Source organism: Pseudophaeobacter sp. 1A09344 (assembly GCF_041008745.1).
Lineage (GTDB): Bacteria > Pseudomonadota > Alphaproteobacteria > Rhodobacterales > Rhodobacteraceae > Phycobacter > Phycobacter gallaeciensis_A.
In genome coordinates, this window is the sequence record NZ_JAXGFS010000002.1 from 269,556 (window position 1) to 285,920 (window position 16,365).

Annotated in this window: 24 protein-coding genes; 4 read left to right on the forward strand and 20 right to left on the reverse strand. The window is 60.0% G+C overall.

The window, feature by feature from the left end; translation table 11 throughout:
* Nucleotide 1 precedes the first annotated feature (1 nt).
* From SM765_RS04425 to SM765_RS04520, 20 genes are all read right to left on the reverse strand, one after another.
* Entirely contained in the window at nucleotides 2-391 is a 390-nt protein-coding gene (locus tag SM765_RS04425; RefSeq protein WP_368981433.1) for a packaged DNA stabilization gp4 family protein, read from the reverse strand.
* Nucleotides 384-545, reverse strand: coding sequence for a hypothetical protein (locus tag SM765_RS04430; protein WP_368981434.1), 162 nt, complete (start codon nucleotides 543-545; stop codon nucleotides 384-386). The genes SM765_RS04425 and SM765_RS04430 overlap by 8 nt, the downstream gene beginning before the upstream one ends.
* A gap of 59 nt (nucleotides 546-604) precedes the next feature.
* Nucleotides 605-1,849: a P22 phage major capsid protein family protein gene (locus SM765_RS04435; RefSeq protein ID WP_368981435.1), complete on the reverse strand. Its 1,245-nt coding sequence runs from the start codon at nucleotides 1,847-1,849 to the stop codon at nucleotides 605-607.
* Between the two features lie 11 nt (nucleotides 1,850-1,860).
* The gene (locus tag SM765_RS04440) at nucleotides 1,861-2,712 is read right to left on the reverse strand and encodes a hypothetical protein (protein WP_368981436.1); all 852 of its coding nucleotides are present in this window, start codon (nucleotides 2,710-2,712) and stop codon (nucleotides 1,861-1,863) included.
* Between the two features lie 13 nt (nucleotides 2,713-2,725).
* Complete coding sequence (locus tag SM765_RS04445; protein ID WP_368981437.1) at nucleotides 2,726-4,717, reverse strand: portal protein; 1,992 nt, start codon at nucleotides 4,715-4,717, stop codon at nucleotides 2,726-2,728.
* A complete protein-coding gene (locus tag SM765_RS04450) occupies nucleotides 4,714-6,051 on the reverse strand; it encodes a PBSX family phage terminase large subunit (protein WP_368981438.1) in 1,338 nt (445 codons plus the stop codon). The genes SM765_RS04445 and SM765_RS04450 overlap by 4 nt, the downstream gene beginning before the upstream one ends.
* Nucleotides 6,032-6,334 carry a hypothetical protein gene (locus tag SM765_RS04455; RefSeq protein WP_368981439.1) on the reverse strand — a complete coding sequence of 101 codons (303 nt, stop codon included), beginning with the start codon at nucleotides 6,332-6,334 and terminating at the stop codon, nucleotides 6,032-6,034. Before SM765_RS04455 ends, SM765_RS04450 begins: the two co-directional genes overlap by 20 nt.
* Nucleotides 6,335-6,726: 392 nt before the next feature.
* Nucleotides 6,727-7,251 carry an HNH endonuclease gene (locus SM765_RS04460; protein ID WP_368981440.1) on the reverse strand — a complete coding sequence of 175 codons (525 nt, stop codon included), beginning with the start codon at nucleotides 7,249-7,251 and terminating at the stop codon, nucleotides 6,727-6,729.
* A 171-nt stretch (nucleotides 7,252-7,422) separates the two neighbouring features.
* Nucleotides 7,423-8,286 (reverse strand): hypothetical protein, encoded by an 864-nt coding sequence (locus SM765_RS04465; RefSeq protein ID WP_368981441.1) that lies wholly within the window; start codon nucleotides 8,284-8,286, stop codon nucleotides 7,423-7,425.
* A gap of 58 nt (nucleotides 8,287-8,344) precedes the next feature.
* Nucleotides 8,345-8,590 carry a hypothetical protein gene (locus SM765_RS04470; RefSeq protein WP_368981442.1) on the reverse strand — a complete coding sequence of 82 codons (246 nt, stop codon included), beginning with the start codon at nucleotides 8,588-8,590 and terminating at the stop codon, nucleotides 8,345-8,347.
* Nucleotides 8,590-9,159: a hypothetical protein gene (locus SM765_RS04475; RefSeq protein ID WP_368981443.1), complete on the reverse strand. Its 570-nt coding sequence runs from the start codon at nucleotides 9,157-9,159 to the stop codon at nucleotides 8,590-8,592. Before SM765_RS04475 ends, SM765_RS04470 begins: the two co-directional genes overlap by 1 nt.
* Nucleotides 9,156-9,434, reverse strand: coding sequence for a hypothetical protein (locus SM765_RS04480; protein WP_368981444.1), 279 nt, complete (start codon nucleotides 9,432-9,434; stop codon nucleotides 9,156-9,158). Before SM765_RS04480 ends, SM765_RS04475 begins: the two co-directional genes overlap by 4 nt.
* A complete protein-coding gene (locus SM765_RS04485) occupies nucleotides 9,431-10,072 on the reverse strand; it encodes a hypothetical protein (RefSeq protein WP_368981445.1) in 642 nt (213 codons plus the stop codon). Before SM765_RS04485 ends, SM765_RS04480 begins: the two co-directional genes overlap by 4 nt.
* Before the next feature lie 374 nt (nucleotides 10,073-10,446).
* Complete coding sequence (locus SM765_RS04490; RefSeq protein ID WP_368981446.1) at nucleotides 10,447-10,842, reverse strand: hypothetical protein; 396 nt, start codon at nucleotides 10,840-10,842, stop codon at nucleotides 10,447-10,449.
* Nucleotides 10,839-12,413 carry a DEAD/DEAH box helicase gene (locus SM765_RS04495; protein WP_368981447.1) on the reverse strand — a complete coding sequence of 525 codons (1,575 nt, stop codon included), beginning with the start codon at nucleotides 12,411-12,413 and terminating at the stop codon, nucleotides 10,839-10,841. Before SM765_RS04495 ends, SM765_RS04490 begins: the two co-directional genes overlap by 4 nt.
* A complete protein-coding gene (locus tag SM765_RS04500) occupies nucleotides 12,407-12,658 on the reverse strand; it encodes a hypothetical protein (RefSeq protein ID WP_368981448.1) in 252 nt (83 codons plus the stop codon). The genes SM765_RS04495 and SM765_RS04500 overlap by 7 nt, the downstream gene beginning before the upstream one ends.
* Nucleotides 12,655-13,620, reverse strand: a complete 966-nt coding sequence (locus tag SM765_RS04505) for a ParB N-terminal domain-containing protein (protein WP_368981449.1) — start codon at nucleotides 13,618-13,620, stop codon at nucleotides 12,655-12,657. Before SM765_RS04505 ends, SM765_RS04500 begins: the two co-directional genes overlap by 4 nt.
* Nucleotides 13,617-13,949, reverse strand: a complete 333-nt coding sequence (locus SM765_RS04510; protein WP_368981450.1) for a DUF1064 domain-containing protein — start codon at nucleotides 13,947-13,949, stop codon at nucleotides 13,617-13,619. Before SM765_RS04510 ends, SM765_RS04505 begins: the two co-directional genes overlap by 4 nt.
* A 154-nt stretch (nucleotides 13,950-14,103) precedes the next feature.
* Nucleotides 14,104-14,550 carry a hypothetical protein gene (locus SM765_RS04515; RefSeq protein WP_368981451.1) on the reverse strand — a complete coding sequence of 149 codons (447 nt, stop codon included), beginning with the start codon at nucleotides 14,548-14,550 and terminating at the stop codon, nucleotides 14,104-14,106.
* An 81-nt stretch (nucleotides 14,551-14,631) separates the two neighbouring features.
* Nucleotides 14,632-14,790: a hypothetical protein gene (locus SM765_RS04520; RefSeq protein ID WP_368981452.1), complete on the reverse strand. Its 159-nt coding sequence runs from the start codon at nucleotides 14,788-14,790 to the stop codon at nucleotides 14,632-14,634.
* A 65-nt stretch (nucleotides 14,791-14,855) separates the two neighbouring features.
* On the opposite strand from SM765_RS04520, the gene SM765_RS04525 reads away from it, so the two are divergent.
* The 4 genes from SM765_RS04525 to SM765_RS04540 all read left to right on the forward strand — a co-directional run bounded on the left by SM765_RS04525 (nucleotide 14,856) and on the right by SM765_RS04540 (nucleotide 16,251).
* A complete protein-coding gene (locus tag SM765_RS04525; protein ID WP_368981453.1) occupies nucleotides 14,856-15,260 on the forward strand; it encodes a helix-turn-helix domain-containing protein in 405 nt (134 codons plus the stop codon).
* A gap of 228 nt (nucleotides 15,261-15,488) precedes the next feature.
* Complete coding sequence (locus tag SM765_RS04530; RefSeq protein ID WP_368981454.1) at nucleotides 15,489-15,728, forward strand: hypothetical protein; 240 nt, start codon at nucleotides 15,489-15,491, stop codon at nucleotides 15,726-15,728.
* A gap of 5 nt (nucleotides 15,729-15,733) precedes the next feature.
* A complete protein-coding gene (locus SM765_RS04535; RefSeq protein ID WP_368981455.1) occupies nucleotides 15,734-15,922 on the forward strand; it encodes a hypothetical protein in 189 nt (62 codons plus the stop codon).
* The gene (locus SM765_RS04540; RefSeq protein WP_368981456.1) at nucleotides 15,919-16,251 is read left to right on the forward strand and encodes a hypothetical protein; all 333 of its coding nucleotides are present in this window, start codon (nucleotides 15,919-15,921) and stop codon (nucleotides 16,249-16,251) included. The genes SM765_RS04535 and SM765_RS04540 overlap by 4 nt, the downstream gene beginning before the upstream one ends.
* The last annotated feature ends 114 nt before the right edge of the window (nucleotides 16,252-16,365 follow it).

A 16,365-nucleotide genomic window follows, 5' to 3' on the forward strand; every position in this document is an offset into this window, starting at 1 on the left:
ATTACTCAGCCCACGTTCCAAGGGTGCCATCGCGTTCTTTCTTGCTGGGCACCTCGGTGACAGCCCGGTCAAAGGACACGGTGTCAATCGTCAGGTATGCCGCCTGAATTGCGCGGAAGAAGTCGTCTGCATCGAATGCCTGCGGTACCGCATAGTCCGGAGCCAAACGCGACGCCAGCATGTAGACTGTCCCGTCACGGTATGCCGCCGCAAGGGGGAATTCATCGGAAAGGCTCTTGTCAGTGTGAGAGATATCGACCCCGCGCAACGACCATTCGTGCAGCATGCCGTTCAGCGCCTCGATGCCAACCTCCGCCTCATCGCCGCCAAGCTCCTCATCGAGAGCAAGGACGCCGATCTTTCGGTAGGCCCGGTTTACGATTTCAGCCATTGTCGGCATTTCGCGCGCCCTTCTTCTTCAGCTTGGCCGGGGTGTCGTGCCAGCCGCGCGGCAGCTTGCCGTCATCGAACAGCCGTGGCTCAACCTCGCCATCATCCCCAAGCCGGTATCCCCACGCAGGGCCGGTGTTTCTCTCATCGGTCATGGTGTTTCTCTCATCGGTCATGGGGGAGTGCCGGGGCCGCTACAGCCCCGGCGGATCGCTTAGCCCCAAAGGCGGCAAGCCAGATCTGGATAGATCGACTTCACGCCATAGAGGATGTCCAGGCGGATGATGTCCGTATCAGCGCCAATGTCGTAGTCCTTGACCACGCGAATGCTGAGGCCGTTGTGGCTCTCGCGCGCCTTGAAGGACGCGCCGTCCGGCATCTCAAGCGGAACCGTCACCAGGCCAAAGGCGTTCTTGTGGAATCCAAGGTTCTGCGGATACGCAGTCCCGCCGGTGCCCAGCACGGTAATCGCTGCGTTATCTGCAGGAGCCGCAGAAACGGTCTGCTGTGCGCCGCTGGTGATGATCGGTGGCGAGATGGTCAGCGCAGCCGGGCCGGTTGTGGCGCCAGAGTCTGCATCAGCCAGAACGGTGAACTGCTGCAGGTACGGCATCACGGTCTTGCCGGTCGTGCCTTCCCCCGGAACCGGGTTCACAGCATAGACGCCAGCGATGGTGAACACGTCTCCAGCCTTCAGAATGCCTGTGGTGGAGTTGGTCCAGCCATCGGTATTCAGGGTCTGTGACCAGTTCGAGCCAGTTGCGTTGGCATAGGTCACGTTCTGGGAGCCGCCATTGACCAGCGGCGTGCCGGTCGCAACGCCCACGGTGTGACTCTGCACGTTCTGGGTAGAGAACATGTCGAACTTCGCAATACGACCAACCATTGACTCTTCGTAGGCCGTCCTTTTGACGTTCCCAACAGCCTCAAGAGTGAGCTGATTGCCCGCAATTGCAAACGCTGCAGCGTCGTTTGCAACCATGCTGCGGGTGCTTTGGTCAACGGCCATTTCACTCAACCGCTGCGCAGCGTCCGCCACAGCAGCATAGCTCGACGGCGTGGTGCCGGGGGTGCCGACAGAGTTCCACGCGTACTTGTAGAGGCCATGCAAGGACCGGTCCACGGTGTTCGCCAGGGTGATCATGGCGGGCTTGATGTAGCGTTCCGAGTATTCCTCGACAGACAGGGTAAGGTCCTGCGTCGAGAAATTCCAGGAGACGTGTTTGCGCTGATCGACGGTGATGGAGGTGCTTTTCTCCTCCACGTCTTGGTTGACGCGGGTCGCGCCATCTGCGGTGTAGAACTTCACCGGGCGACGAATCGAAACGGACTCCCCTTGGCCACCGGTGAATTCCTTCTTGTATTCCCGGTGCACGCGGTTTGCCATGACCAGGTTGTTCTCCAGCTGCATCAGCGCCTCCTTGGCGATGATGCTGGGAGTGATGAGCGTGTTTGCCATTGCTCAGATCCTTAGATTTTGCCCGCTTTTCGTGCCGCCGCATATTCGGCCATGCTCATTTCCTCGACCTTTTTGGTCGCGGCTGCCTTGGGCCGAACTGGCGAAACGGGGTCAGGGGCTTGGGTTGCAGTGCGGGGCCGTGGCGTCTGTGCCTTCACGGTGCGTTCAAGCACTCGGAAAGCCCCGGCGAGTTCTGGACCTGACAGGTGCGCAAGATCGCGCGTCAGATCCTTGTTCATCCCCAGATGATAGGCGACGTCTGCACCGTTGTCGGACAGCCCGATCAAGTGGGCCATCTGCGGGGTGATCGGGACGTCAGGGGCCGTTACGACAGCATCAAAGTCAGCGTAGCGCGCGCGGGCATCTTCGGCCTGGGCGGCCCAGTTCTGGCGGGCCTCCTCCATCTGCCGCTGATTCAGCGCCTCTGTCTGCTTCTTGCTCTCCTCAGCCTCGCGTTCGAGATCCTGAACCTGACGGGTTGTCATGCGTTGCTCAGCCTTGAAGGCCGAAAGCTCAGCAAGCCATTCGTCGTGGCTGTCGAAATCTTCGAGCCGTGGGGGTTTTGCTTCTGCGCCCTTCACGCGGGCAAGTTCCTGCTCAAGACGGGCTGCCCGCTCCTGAGCCTCGCGCGCCTCCTGCTTCACCCGGTCCATCGCAGCCTTTCGGCGCTCACGGCGGGTCTTGGATGCGCTCTCCTTGTCCTCGGCCTCGGGCGTGGTGTCTTGGCCCTCATCCTCGGCGGGCTGGCTCTGTCCGTCCTGCCCTTCTGTGTTTTCCGTCGCTTCCGACGCCTGATCTGCCTCAGGGGTCACGGCATCCGGGGCGGCTCCCGCTTCAGGGGCCTCCTGCACTTCTTCCGTCATTGCTCGATTTTCCTTAGAAAATGGGGCCTCGCCCCTGTTGCTGTTGCGCTGCCATTATCGACAGCGCCCGCGCGACCTCCTGCTGTACCAGCTGGGAAACCGCCGCGTTCAGTTGGCCGTTCTTGGCGGCCAGATCCAATTGCTCATTCATGACCTCGAACTGCGCTTTCTGCGCGTCTGCCTCGGCCTCCACGGCCTCCGCATCAGCCTTACGCATTTCGGTCTGCTGGGCCGCCTGCTGCATTTGCGCCTGCATGGCCTGCTGCTGCATGGCCTGCTGCATCTGCTGCTGTTCCTCTGGCGACATATCGTCAGGGTCGCGGAACTGCGGCGGCAGGGCCATCTTGAGGCGTTCAGAGAACTTTTCTGCGTCCGGCCAGTCCATCGATTTTGCGATGAGATCGCCGGTGACAGAAGCCGCCCCAGGAACCACGCGGATGAATTCCAGCATGCCCTCTGCTGTCTCTTGGCGGCGGGTGGCGTAGTTCGGGCCGACAGCAACGCGGATGTCATACTTTCCAATGGTCAGGTCGTTGACCGGCATAGAAACCGGCATTCCGTCCGGCCCGGCCTGCATCATCTGCCCGTTGATCTCCACCATCTGCTCTTGATCGTCATCGCCCATGATGCGGACGACCCGCTGCGTGTCGTAGACCTTCGGGATCATGTCGATCAGGATCCGGCCTGCGGTAGCGATGGCCTCGCCCATGTTGTCGCTGTAGATCGAGGTGGAAACGTCGCTTTCCATCTGCCTCTGACGGATCGCGACGCCGGACTTTTCGTTGCTGGCGTTGCCCAGGGCGCTGTCATAGATCCCGGTGGTCGCCTTCATGTCCTCGCCAGCCAGCATCGTTTGCTCTGCCATGGCCTGCGAGCTGATCGGCGGTGTCGCGCGCTGCGGGACGCCTGTGGTCTTTGGGTCTGGGTTGTACGGGAGATACGGGCGGTTCTTCTGGTTCGCTTGGTTCCAGAACGTTTCCAGCCCAGCGATCTGAGCTGGCGTCACGAGGTACGGCGCCTTCGGCTGCAGAGCGGCAAACTCGGTCTGAGCCGAGCGCCAGTAGTTGTACATCTGCTGCGCGTCCTTGGCGTGGCGGATCACACTGGACCGGTGAACGCGGTCGCCAACGTGCCATTCCTCGCCAGTGACGGCCACGACAGGGATGTGGCGGCAAGGTTGTTCCTGCGGCCCCTCAAGCACGTCATTGCCGCTGATCTTGACCCACATGACCTTGTGCGTCTTGACCTTACGCCGTTTGATCGCAGGCATCGGCGCCACAAAGTCCTTGGCGTCGATCACAGACCCATCATTCAGGAGCACAATCTCGCGCTCGACAGGCTCTTTCCAATAGTATTCAGCGACAACAACCTTGTCATTTTCCTGCCAGTGCTCAAGGCCGTCTGTGCTGGCATCCATATCAACATCAGCTGCAGATTTGCCCGGATACGCCTTGTCGAAAGCGGTGCGCGGCATCTGCTCGGTGATGAAGATAAAACCTGCATCCTCGCGGGTCGGCAGTTCCGCCGCCGGGTCGCAGTAAACGCTGAGCGGGTTGCGGATCCCCTTGATCTTGAGTTCCTGCAGAAAGCTATCATCGCTCTCGTAATCGTTCAGGATGCGAAACCAGCCGATAGAACTGGCCGCTGCCTGCTCTGCCGCGCGCTCATAGATGCGGCTGGCGTTGCTGGCATACTCGATCTGACGGATAAGTCCCTCATAGATGTCAGCGACTTCCTTGGAGGCGCCGCGATCCGCCGGGATAACCTTGATCGCAGGGTTCATGCGGCGAATGTCGCCTGTCACCTGCCGGACGAACTGGGGGAGCCGGTTCATGGTCAGGCACGGCTTGTTCTCCGCCTCGCGCTCACGCCGGATGTCCTCTGGCCAGTGCTTGCCCACCAGCTTTTCTAGGTCGTCCATCTCCGCAAGGCGGTTTTCGCGGTCAGCCTCGATGGCCTCCGCCATGCGGGTCCGGGCCAGCTTTAGCAGGTCGTCATGCTTCATGATGCTAGGAACCCTCCGCCGCCGCTGCGGCTGCCATAGAACTTCGACACGTCAGGAACAGGAGCCGTATGCTCCTCGTAGGCAATCGCCATCAGCCCGAAAGCGTCAGCCGCGTGCGAAGACCAATCATGGTCCGGGCCAAGGCCAATGTTGCGCGCCTCATCCCGTTTTTCGTGGTACCAGCCGAGAGCGTCCAAACCGGCCTCGGTGGTCTCTTCATTGAAATAGCAATTCGGCAGCAGCCGCCGGACCGCCTCGATCCGCTTGGCCGCAGCGCCCTTGCCCTGGTTCGGGATGACCACGGTTTCAAACCCGGCATCCTGCAGCGCCTTTTCGTAGGATGCGTCGTGAACCTTGTCCTGCGTGCTGCCATCGTGCGGTAGAACGCACATGCATGCGCCGTACCCGTTGTCGCGCAGCCAGTTCACGTGGGTTGCAAGCGGCTGGCCCTGCGCCTCGTAGTAGTTCAGCACCCTGATCTCGCGCCCCACGAACTGAACGATCCAGATCGACGTAGCGTCGGCCTTCGCCCCGGTCCCGCCGATGTCCCAATAAGCCCGAACGCTCAGAAGGGGATCCGCGTTGACCCGGCCAATCCTGTGCTCTGACCTTGACTGGCTCAGCAGGTGCGCAAAGTATGCCCCGCTGAACACCGTCGCATATCCACCTTCCCAGATATGATCGTACTGGTCTGGCGTCTTCGACAGGCAATCAAGGCGCTCAGCCTCAAGCACACTGGGGAACCACGGATTGTCTGACCAGTTGGCACGAACCACTTCGGCGCCGGTCGGCTTTTCGCTCCTCAGCATCACGTCAACAGGATCGATCTTGCGGCGCGGGTTCCAGCTGAACCAAAGCTCAGACGCCAGCCCTCGCGATTTATCTTCCCAGCGGATCGTCGGGCGAAGAAGGTTCAGCGAGAACTGAGATAGGCTCTGCGCCTCCTCCACCCATGCACGGTGAAACCCCTCAAGCGACTTGATCGAATCCGCTGTGTGGTCCTGCATCCCCTGGAAAATGATGACGCCATCTCCGGGCGTCTTGATTGCATCCGTGTAGACCTTGAACCCGTCTTTCTCGCCAAGGCCGAACTGGCTGATCTTGCTTTCGATCAGGCTCTTGGCAGAGTGCTTTAGCGACTTCTGGACCTCGCGGATGCAGACCATCCGCATGCCTTCTCCAATTTCACCCGGTGCCGCGAGCGCATCTTCGACAGACAGCCCACCAAAGAACTGCGACTTGCCCGAGCCGCGCCCGCCGTATGCGCCCTTGTAGCGCGCAGGCTGTAGCAGAGGCTCAAAGACTTCGGCAGTCTCAATTGTCAGCTTTGACAATGCGGCGTTCCACCAGAGCAACAGGGATCGGGTTGTCGCCGTCTCCCTTCACCTGAAGCGGCAAGAGCTTGGTGTATATCTGGCTCCAGAAGATCCGCTCGTTGCCTGGGTCTTCCTTTGCCCACTCCACAAGCCTTTCAGTCCCGCCGAGCTTTGCCGCCGCAGCCTCGATGGCCTCCTTGACAGCAACGGTCGTTTTATTGCGTGAACCCTTTTTCCGGCCCCCTGTTTTCTTACGGGTTCCAGATTCCTCTACTTTAGAAGTCGCGTTATCGCCGCTCATAGGGGCAACCTCCGCTCATATTATTGAGATTGTGAAAGTGATCGGCGCATATCCGGGTATCTCACCGGTGCGCGATGTTGTGTTTTGTGCTGTTGTGAAGCCCGCCGCCCCATATTCAGCGCCAAAATGCGCCCATAGGCGACCCCGCGCACTGTTTACGCCATGAGGCGCATATGGGTGTTCTCCGGTGGCGGGCTGGCCGGTGTCAGGAGGTTGCGGGGCATAGTGGAGAGAGCAACGGCCCAATTGGAAAGAAGTCGCCGAACGTCCATGCCAACATGAGGGGCCGCGCTCAGTGGGCGGGTGACTGCGAAAAGCTCCGGCCAAGGAAAGGAGTGAAACTCGGCCTTTGCACCACCCGCCGACAAAGAGCGGCTATGTTTGAGCACGGGCTAAATCAGCCCTAAGCCCTTATTAGTCACAGAGAACTCGCCATGCAAACGAACAGCGGCGGCGTCATATGCGCGGGCCGCGTCCTCTGCCGTGTCAAATGTTCCAATATGGGATTGGCGGCCAGAAACCTTAATGCGAGCTTCCCACCTGTCTGTTTTGGTTGCCCTGATCACACCCTTGTAGCCGGTCCCAGACAGGTTTCGCCTGTTGTTTCTCGCGTTCTCGTCGCGGGTCGCGCCCCGCAGATTGCCGATGCGGTTGTCATCACGGACGCCGTTGACGTGGTCAACAACTTCTGGGTCCGTATCATGGTGCATTTTCCAAATTACACGATGCGCCATAACATAGCGACCGCAAACATTAACCTTCCGGTAGCCTCTTGGCGTCAGGTTAGGCGCAACCACATTGTCGGCGTGCTTGGTGTCAAAGGATTTACTGCCACGAGGCTTCCAAACCAAATCCCCGGACGGCAGATAATCGAATAGACACCACAGCTCTTTCGAACTAGGTAACGGCTTAGCCATAGCGATGCTCCATCATCGTTTTGGTCAGGGCCGAGTAGGTGTTACCAGCACCGAATCGGCCCGTCCGCCTTCAGGAGGTGTGACAGGTGGGCCGCGACCCCACTCCTACCGGCTTTCACCCCGGACGCGTCACACCGCCAGAAAGCGGCTGTGCGGGTCTTTCCCCGCCTGTCAGCCCTGCGCTGGACCTGCGATTGGCTTCATATCAGCGTAGATACGCTGTGACTTCACAGCCGAAACCAATGCCGCAGGAACCCGAAGGTCCCAAGCTATCACTTTTGTCAGCCTGTTGTCGTCCAGTATGGACTGGGCAAGCTCTCTATCGCACCCTGACGGGTCGAACCGCTTGGCGCCGTGGATAACGCGATCTCTTGCGTTGTCAGATGCGGTCCCCCACGCGATGTGCTTTGGGTTGACGCAGGACATGTGCCCCATCCCGCACTTATGCACCACGAGCATGCTATCGTCATCAGGCGCGCCCTGCGTCTTTAGGAGCATAGCGCGGGCCGCGCTCATATTTGTGTAGTTGTACTTCACCTTTGCCGGGACACCGGATTTGGCGTTCGGGAAAAACAAGCAGCAGTCGGCGTCAAACCCCTTGAACGCATCAAGCCACCTAGCCGCGTGAGTGTGGGCTGTCCCTCTGGACAAAAGCTCCTTCTCCCTCAACTGCGCCCGAAACCTGCGGGTGTTCATGTTGTGAAGATCAAAAGCCTCATCCATGAGGTCGAAATCAGCCGGGCCTACTTTTGGCATTACGATATCGTAGTTCACCCTGGCCTTGCGGCTCTTAAACCTAAGCTGGGCGTTGCTTTTCCTGATGGCTACAAGGTTCCACTGCGGATATCGCATGCGTCCCTTACGGCACCATTTTTTGAAGTGGATGTCGCCATCCACATAGTCAAAACCTGTTCTTTCCGTAGTTTTGATCGCAGGGGCACCTTCTTCGCTCGGTTGCCAGCGAGGTCTTACGCTGTCCCCGGCTTTAGGCTGACGCCCCAGGCGACCGCCACCTACTTGGGTGTGTTCGGTCATCGCCATGTCTTTCATCATACCATATCTAGTTTAGCGTTCAAGCGTTTGTGCGACATGCCTACACATCAGGAATGATTTCGAGGCGCACTTTGGTCAGGCGGTAGCCACGGTCATGCCAGTGCTGGACGCGGCGGCTCATTTCCTGAGAGTCGATGGCATCGAGGCCGCGGCGACATTGGATTGCCCACGCCTCCCCAGGCGTGGCCCCAATCGTCCGGCGGGCAAGGTCCATCTCAATTTCATGCCGATGATTTTCATCCCACGGGCTGACGGGAGGAATGATTGCATACCCCTCGAATGCCATCACGCAGCCCCCTTCACATCCAGCGGATCCACCTTCACCTTCACCGCGCGCCCGAAGAAATCAGCCTCGGCCTCGATCATAGGGTGCATGTCGTGCGCTGACTGGACCATGCGAATGAACCTGACTGCGCGCTCCTGAAACGGCCCGGCCAGCACCTCCAGCGCCTGCCCTGCATCGAACTGGCACATGGCGGCACGGTCATTGTTGGCGATGATCCGCTCTGCCTCCGCGTTCTCCTGCGCTACCCGGTCAATGAACCGCAGCACGTGGAGGCGCACCTCCTGCTCTGGTATCGTCAGCATGGTAGGACGCAGGCCGTTGCACTGGATGGCCTTGGCGTAAAGCTCAGCGGGGATCTGCGCGAAGATGTAGCCCGGCAGGTATGGCGTGGTGATCGGGTCCGGGCGGCGCTTCCTCCCCACCCGCTTGAACTCGATCTTGCGCGGGGCGTGGGCTTCTATCCCGAGGTGGTGAAGCTGGCGCTCCACGGCGAACTCGCCGCGCTCCTTCTCAGCCCCGGGATGCGGGGCAATGTGGCGGGTGGTTGTTATGCCGAGATACCACGTCATGCGCTTTCCTCCTGGCACCGGCGTTCTAGCCACTCGTTGAACTCACGAAGCAGCTTGCGGTTTCTCAGATCTGTTCGAATTGTTTTTGCCGTCTTGAATGGGATGCGCCAAAGCAGGACTGGGAGATAAAGCACCACGATCGCAGGCCAGAACGCCGCGCCAGTTATCCTCTGCGTCATGCTGCCCTCTTGGTTGCCGGTTAGACTGGCGAAAACCACTACAGCGAACGACCACCAGATTAGAGCGACACCGATAGCCATGAATTCGACAGTCATACCTCACCACCTTCCGCCGGGGCGTAGAGGTACTTAACGCATGGGAAGTCGTTTTCCCCAGAAGCGTTGACGCGCACCAGCTTGCCTTGATCGACCAGACGCATGACCGAGTTCCTTGTAACCTTCGCGGACAGGCCGGTTGCCTCGCGGATATCTCCAATTACCATTGGCCCCCTTACCTTGCTCATGATGAAGGCATATCGCTCTGCGGCTTCCCGCGACTTCTTCGCGCTGCGTGTCTCCTTTTCCAGTCCGTAGTGCTTGGCATGTCGGCCAAGGCCGCTGACCTTGGTGTATCCGCCCTTTTTCAGCGTGCTGAGAGCATTGGAAACGTACGTGGTCTTGACGTCGAGATCCTCGGCGATCTGAGTGCAGGTCATCCATCGGCCATGGATGTGTGCCAGAACCTTATTCACCAGACCGGTGTTCGGCCCGCCTACCTTGTGCTGAATTGGCGACGGTTTCTTGAAGGCCCCGGTCGAGCGCAGCACATCCATGCAGGCGATGTAGTGATCTTCGAGAGCCTTGGACTCGGCGGAGGTGTATCGCTGCACCGGCTTCGTCGGCTTCTGGACGCGGGCGACAACTTGGCGGCGTGGGTCAATGGGATTGAAAAGGTTCGGGGCGAAAAGTGTCATGATGCGTTCCTATCTCTACTATATCTAACGTTGCTCTGTACTTGCTGGTTGGTGAGGGCTGTTGTGATGGGCATAGGATGACTAGCCCCAGCGAATGCCGGAGTTAGTCCCTATGCCCACCGCGATCTTGCTGGCCGGAGCCGGGCCGCCGCTTAGGGCCGGTCTGATTGGGTGGCTTCCCCCAGACCGTCGAGAGCTACTTTCGACACTTTTGCCACTGTGCCGGGGACCGCGCTTCTCTCTTTCGGACTGCGCTTTGCCTTTGGTCCCGCCCCATGGTAGGCTTCCTGCAATCAGCGCCACCGTCTGTCCCTGCCAGGAACGTTAACCGACCGCTGATCCGGCCCCGCGTTTCGTGCGCGGGGTCACGCTTTTCATCCCTCCTGACCGTTGACCTTTGAAAGGAACGCGCTGCGATCCTGCGGTGTGAATTCCTCCCACATCGCCATGAAAAGGCGCTTGCGGGCACGTGTTGCGAATGTCGCCTTGCGGATGCGCTTCAGCGCCGCGACTGCGTAGATCTCGATTTCGAGCGGCGTGGCGGTGTCTGCCCACCAATCCGCCTCCTCGCGCAGGTCTCCAAACATCTCGTAACGAGGCGCTCCTGCACCTACGGTGTCCAGAGCGGCGCAAAGAGCCTCACCTATCGCCCTGCGGCCAGCAGGAAGGCCCTCAGCGGCATCCAGCGCCGCTTGCAAGGCGCGACAGCAAGCGCCCCACTGGGCGGCCTCCTGTGCCTTCTCTGCGTCGATCCTCGGGTGCGCGGTCATGCGGCCCTCCGCTTGCTGTTCTTGCGGAAACGCTTGATCTCGCGTTCGATCAGAGATGCGGCTTTGGCATCGTACAGCGTCGGGCGCGGCGCATCGTACCAGCCAAAAGGAAGCTTGGAATTCGGGTAGATCCCTCTCCACACGCCATAGGCCCAGCGGCGCGCTGCCGTTTCGCCCTTGCGCGTGTGATCGAAGCAGTAGCCAAGCGCAGCAGTCCACACGGCACGTGGGTCTTTCAGGCACTCAGCCCGCAGCCCTGGGCGCGCTTCCATCGCCATTGCAGTGAGGTCAAATTCCCGCAACTCGCCTTCGACTGCGTGGATGTGGGAACGCGGCGGGCGCTCCCAGCCGCAGACCATGCAGGTGTTTACCCGCAGCGCGCCAGAACATTCCGGGCAAACGACCTTTTCACGCTCAACCTCGTTGCGTTCTCGCGGCTTGCTGTCCCGCTTGGTGGCCTTGGACAGTTCCCCTGCCCCGTTCTCCCAAACATCGAACATATCCAGCGCGAACCGCTCGATATTGCCGCTGTGGTCAAGCCAGAGAGCGATATCCTTGCCGCTTGCCGGATCAGAACGCATGACGCGCCCGATCTCCTGCATGTGGCTGGACAGGCTCTTGCGATATGGCTTGCAACTGATGCCGATCCGCACATCTGGAACATCAAACCCCTTGGTCAGAACGCCGCACGACACAAGGCCGTGAATGGTGCTGTCAGGCTTGCGGAATTCTTCGATCTTGGCGGCGCGTTCTTCGTCGCTTTTGTCCAGGTAGCTGACCTGCTGAAAGTTGTACCCAGCAGCGGCGAAGGCGGCGCAGAGTTCGCGCCCATGCTCCACAGTGGGGCTGAATACGATGGTTTTGGCCGGCCCATTGAAATGCTCGTGGGTTTTCTCCACCCACTCGGAAACCACGTCACCGACGATCTGAATTCCAGCCTGCGTTGCTCCCTCGTCGGAGAACTCGCCATAGCTGTTGAGGCCGAACTCTTTGTCATCTGGCGATTTTGCGACGAAAATCTTTGGCTCGATCAGAAACCCGCTGTCGATCAGCTTTCTGGTTGGGATCACGTTTACCACGCCATCCCAATTTTCGGCCATGCCAGCCGTGAAAGGGGTTGCTGTCAGGCCGACAACGACCGCTTGCGGGTTGCTTTGGATATAATCCAGCGTGGATCGATACTGCGCATGACATTCGTCGTAAACGATGAGAGACGGACGGCGGGGCAACTCACGGCGCGCAAGGGTCTGGATGGAGCAAACCTGCACGTTCTCGTTTGGCATCCAGCGGTCGTTCAAACCCTGCACAATGCCGTGCGGAATTCCGTATGTGTCAAACGTCTCGCTTGACTGCGAGACAAGCGCCACCCGATCCACCAGAAACAGCGCATAGCTGCCCTTCTTGTCCGCCTCTTGCAGCAGGTTCGCTGCCATCACGGTTTTGCCTGCGCCTGTACCGGCGCAAAGGATCTGTCGACGCTTCCCGGCGCGGATGCCATCGCGCAGCCCTTCGATTGCATCGGCCTGATATGGCCGCAAGCTGATCTCTTTTGGTGCAGTGAAATTTAGCATTTCATAACCTCCAGATAAGCGGCTTCCTCGGCTTCGGCGCGGCTCATGCCGCCATCAAATTCGCGGATAGCCGCGCGTTCCTCGAAATCGTCAAACTCAGGCCAAATTTCCCGCATCAGATCGTCTTTGCGCTCCTTCACCCACGCAATCGCGGGCGGGGCCATACGGCCTGGGCGCAGCGTGATCCGCCACTTGTTGCGGACCACATCGCCACCATGGGCGTGGATGCGGGAAAGGATGCTCACAGCGCGATCCCCATCCCTTCCAGTTCGGATGCGCGGGCCTCGGCCTTCTTGAGGCGGTACTCCATGCGCTTCGTCGCGGCCTTGGCTTCGTCACGCTCGTATTTCACTGCCCCAAGATGTTTTTGCAGCTTTCCGATCACCGCCCCTTGGTTCTCGTGGGACAGTTCCTTGATGCGGGATTTTAGGGCTTCGATTTCCGCCTTTTGTGCTGCGCGTTCGGCGCGCAATTCCGCGACCTCGCGGCGCAGGCCGATCCAATCATCCTCTTGCCCATCGGCAGTCATTGACTGGAATTCTTGACGCAGACCTTCATCAGGATCGGCCTTCTGTTCAGGCTCCTGCATTTCTTGACCGGCTTTTGACTGGGTGGTGCCCACATCTGACGAAATGGCAGTTTCAGCCATATTTTCTTGGGGCGCCTGGGCGGTTCTCTCTTGACCCGCTTTTGATCCGCCGATGTTGGCGGTGTTCTGCTGGTAGGTTGTGCCGCTGCGCTCGACGGTGCGGGCCGCCGGCTTATCTGGCAACGTTGCCAGATGCTCAGAGCGGATCTTTTGCACGAGAGTGTGCGAAACACCTGCCGTCCTCGCCACCCATCGGTCGGAGTTTGACGCCCACTCCGGGTCATTCAGCAGGGTCATTACGGCGCGGCGCTTGTCGTCATTGGTGCGGCGCAGGCCGTGCGCGGCGTTGGCTCCGACGCTATGCAGGATCGCGTCCCGCTGGGTGCCTTGGCGCACGTCAGCCATGACCTCATACACGTTGGCGCGGGCATGGGCCTCATAACGGTGAAAGCCGTCAGCCAGCCAGTAGGTCGAGCCGTCATAGAACACGACGACCGGCGGGAATTCGGCGCCGCCCTCGATGGCCTCGGCGTAATCAGCCACAGTCTCGCGGTTGATTTCGGCGCGGGATTGGGTGCCGCCGTTGACGCGGATGTTTGCAATGCTGACCTTTTTCATGACTCAATAACCTCAATTCCCATTGCCTGCGCGACGGCGCGGCGAACCTCGTAATCTCGTGTGATTGCGCCCTTGCTGTCCTCGTAGACCTCGGCCCAGTTCAGGCGCTTGTCCTCGTAGACAAAATCGACGGTGAGACGCATTTGGCGTCCGGTGCGGGTGCGCAGCGGGCCGTTCTTGCCTTCGAGGTCGATCCGCACTTGGCGGCGCAGGTTGCGGATATCTCCGCCCTTCTCCAAAATCCGAAGCTCACCCCAGCGGCGGGCTTCTTTCAGGCTGTCGAAGCGGATTCCGTCAACGGTGGTTGCGACTGCGTTGAACTTGTTCATTTTGCCCACCTCCCGCACAGTGCCTCGAATTTCGCTTGGTATGCCGGTCCGTGTAGATCGTCTGACCACTTGCCGTTTCCGCTCAGAACGGAGCGCAGCGCCAAGAGGGTGCAGGCTGTCTGCTGGCGGTCGATGGCGGAAAGGATGGGATCAGTCATCGCGCGGCCCCCATGTGTGTCTCTGCAAACGACCGGGCGGCGCGGAGGGCCTCGACGGCTTCGTCAATCTCCGCCACGGCTGCGGCCCAGTCCTTGGCGCTGGCGCTCTGCTGGGCTGCGAGGATGGCCTCTACGGCCTCCCCGGTTTCCTTGCTGATGGCCCCGGCCTGCGCCAGAATGGAGCCGCTGGCTGTGCGCTCATCAGGGTTCAGGCGGCGGGACAGTGCGCGGGTGACAGGGTGGCGCCCTGCGGCGTCCTCCAGCGCGGCGACCTCATCGACCGGCCAGCCGATTTGACCGGACAGGCGCTTGGAAATGGTGCCTTTGGTGAGCGATCCGCCGGTGCGGGCGTTGATGGTTTCCGCCGCAGCGTCCAGACAGCCGAAAGTGCCGTCGATCAGCGCCGCCATCTGGGCGTTCACCAAGTCGCGCATCTGGGCCATGTGCAACCTCGTTTCCTTGGGGTTTCTCAGGGCCGCCACCACGTTTGATGCATGGAAGCGGTATTGGGCATAGGAATGGGGTCAGGCGGCGCAGTTGCCATTGGGGCAAGTGCGAACCGAGCGCAGATCCATAAGCTGTCGCCAGTGAAGCGGGATGTTCCGCTGCGAAGCTGCGTCGATCAGAGCAGCGTCGTATTTTCCGGGGATCTGATCCCGCCGCCACCAGTTGTGGACAGCCATAAGCGAAACCCCGGCGTCAGCAGCCATAGAGGAGCGGCTGGGCCAAAGGTCGATGACGTCTCGAAATGATGCAATTTTCTCCATGCCCACACACTATTGCCGATCTGGCAATTCGTCAAGATGCCAACACGGTAATTGATAAAAAAGATGGTCTGGCGCAATTTCTCGCCATGCCAAACACAGCCCAACACACCATGGCCGAGACGATGGCCCCGAAGGCCATAGGCGAACGCCTGCGCCTTATTCGCGAGGCGTTCGGGCTGTCGAAGTCTGAAATATCCGATATGCTTGAAATAGAGCGCAGCCACTGGTCGCGCTTTGAAGGCGGCCAGCGGGCGATCCCTTACGACAAAGCGTCCCGTTTGGTTGATCGGTTCGGTGTTAGCCTGGACTTCATCATCTTGGGCCGAATTTCCGGCATGGAATACGATACGGTCGAAAAGCTGCGCCGTGCAGGGCTTGCGCTATAAAGAGCGTCCAGACTTTCCCCAGTGATTAGGGCGCGCACCGCGAGGTCGCGCTCTTTCTCCATGCCTAGCCAAAACCAATCAATCATCGGTGGGATTCTCCTCAAATATTCGCGCTTAATGCACGGGCAGATTACTTGACTTGAAAAGAATTGCCAGTCCGGCATTTTTTTATCTTGACGATTGCCAGCTTGGCAACTATCTTGGTTCTCAAGCAAAGGGAGCCACGACATGATCATCACCCCAGACAAGGCCGCAGATCTCGCCAAGGTCATCGCCCGCCAAGGCGATGATCTGGCCGATAGCATCCTGTGCAGCCTCTACGCCGCGCTGGTCGAGAGCGACAACGACGAAGACCTCCACGCGGCATCTGGGAACCTGATGGATGAGGCTGGCCGGTTCCACGAGCGCACCGAGGAAGCGATCCGCAACGGCGGCGCTATCCACTCCTATCAACACGCAGCGGAGTGATCGAAATGCGGGACTTCAATTACGACAAGGTGATCCGTCTGGCGCAGGAGGTGGCGAGTGACGCCATCCGCGCCAAGACACTGCGCAGCGCCGGGAAGATCATCGACGCAGCGGCAGCCGAGGGCAGCACAATCCACGAGTTCCGGAAGCTGGCCGACGAACTGAACCACGAGACGAAGGAGATCGGGGGATGACCTGCCTCCACACCCAACTTGGCCAGAACATCGAGCGGCTGCGCACTGAATACGCGGCAGCCTCCACCCCGGCGGGACGTTTCCCGACTATCACCACCACTCACAGCGCCCGCCGGGGGCAGGAACACGAATGGAGCGCGGGGCCGTGGAAGCACCCGGCACCGGCTCCACAGCCCACCTACCTCGCCCGCTATGGCATGGCGTGGATCGTCGCAGCGGTCACATGGATGACAGCGGCAAGCCTGATCGCATGGCTGGCTTGCGGAGGCGCTGACAAGGCGCTCCAGAACATTTCTCAGGCATTCCACGTCGATCGCCTGAACCACTGAATAATCCCCCGGGCGCCACCTCCCTTGGCGCCCCACCTACCCCGGCGGGTCCATTTTGACCCCGCGGTTCAGTCCGCAGTGACCTGCCGGGGTTCTTTTCCGAAGGAGCGAGAT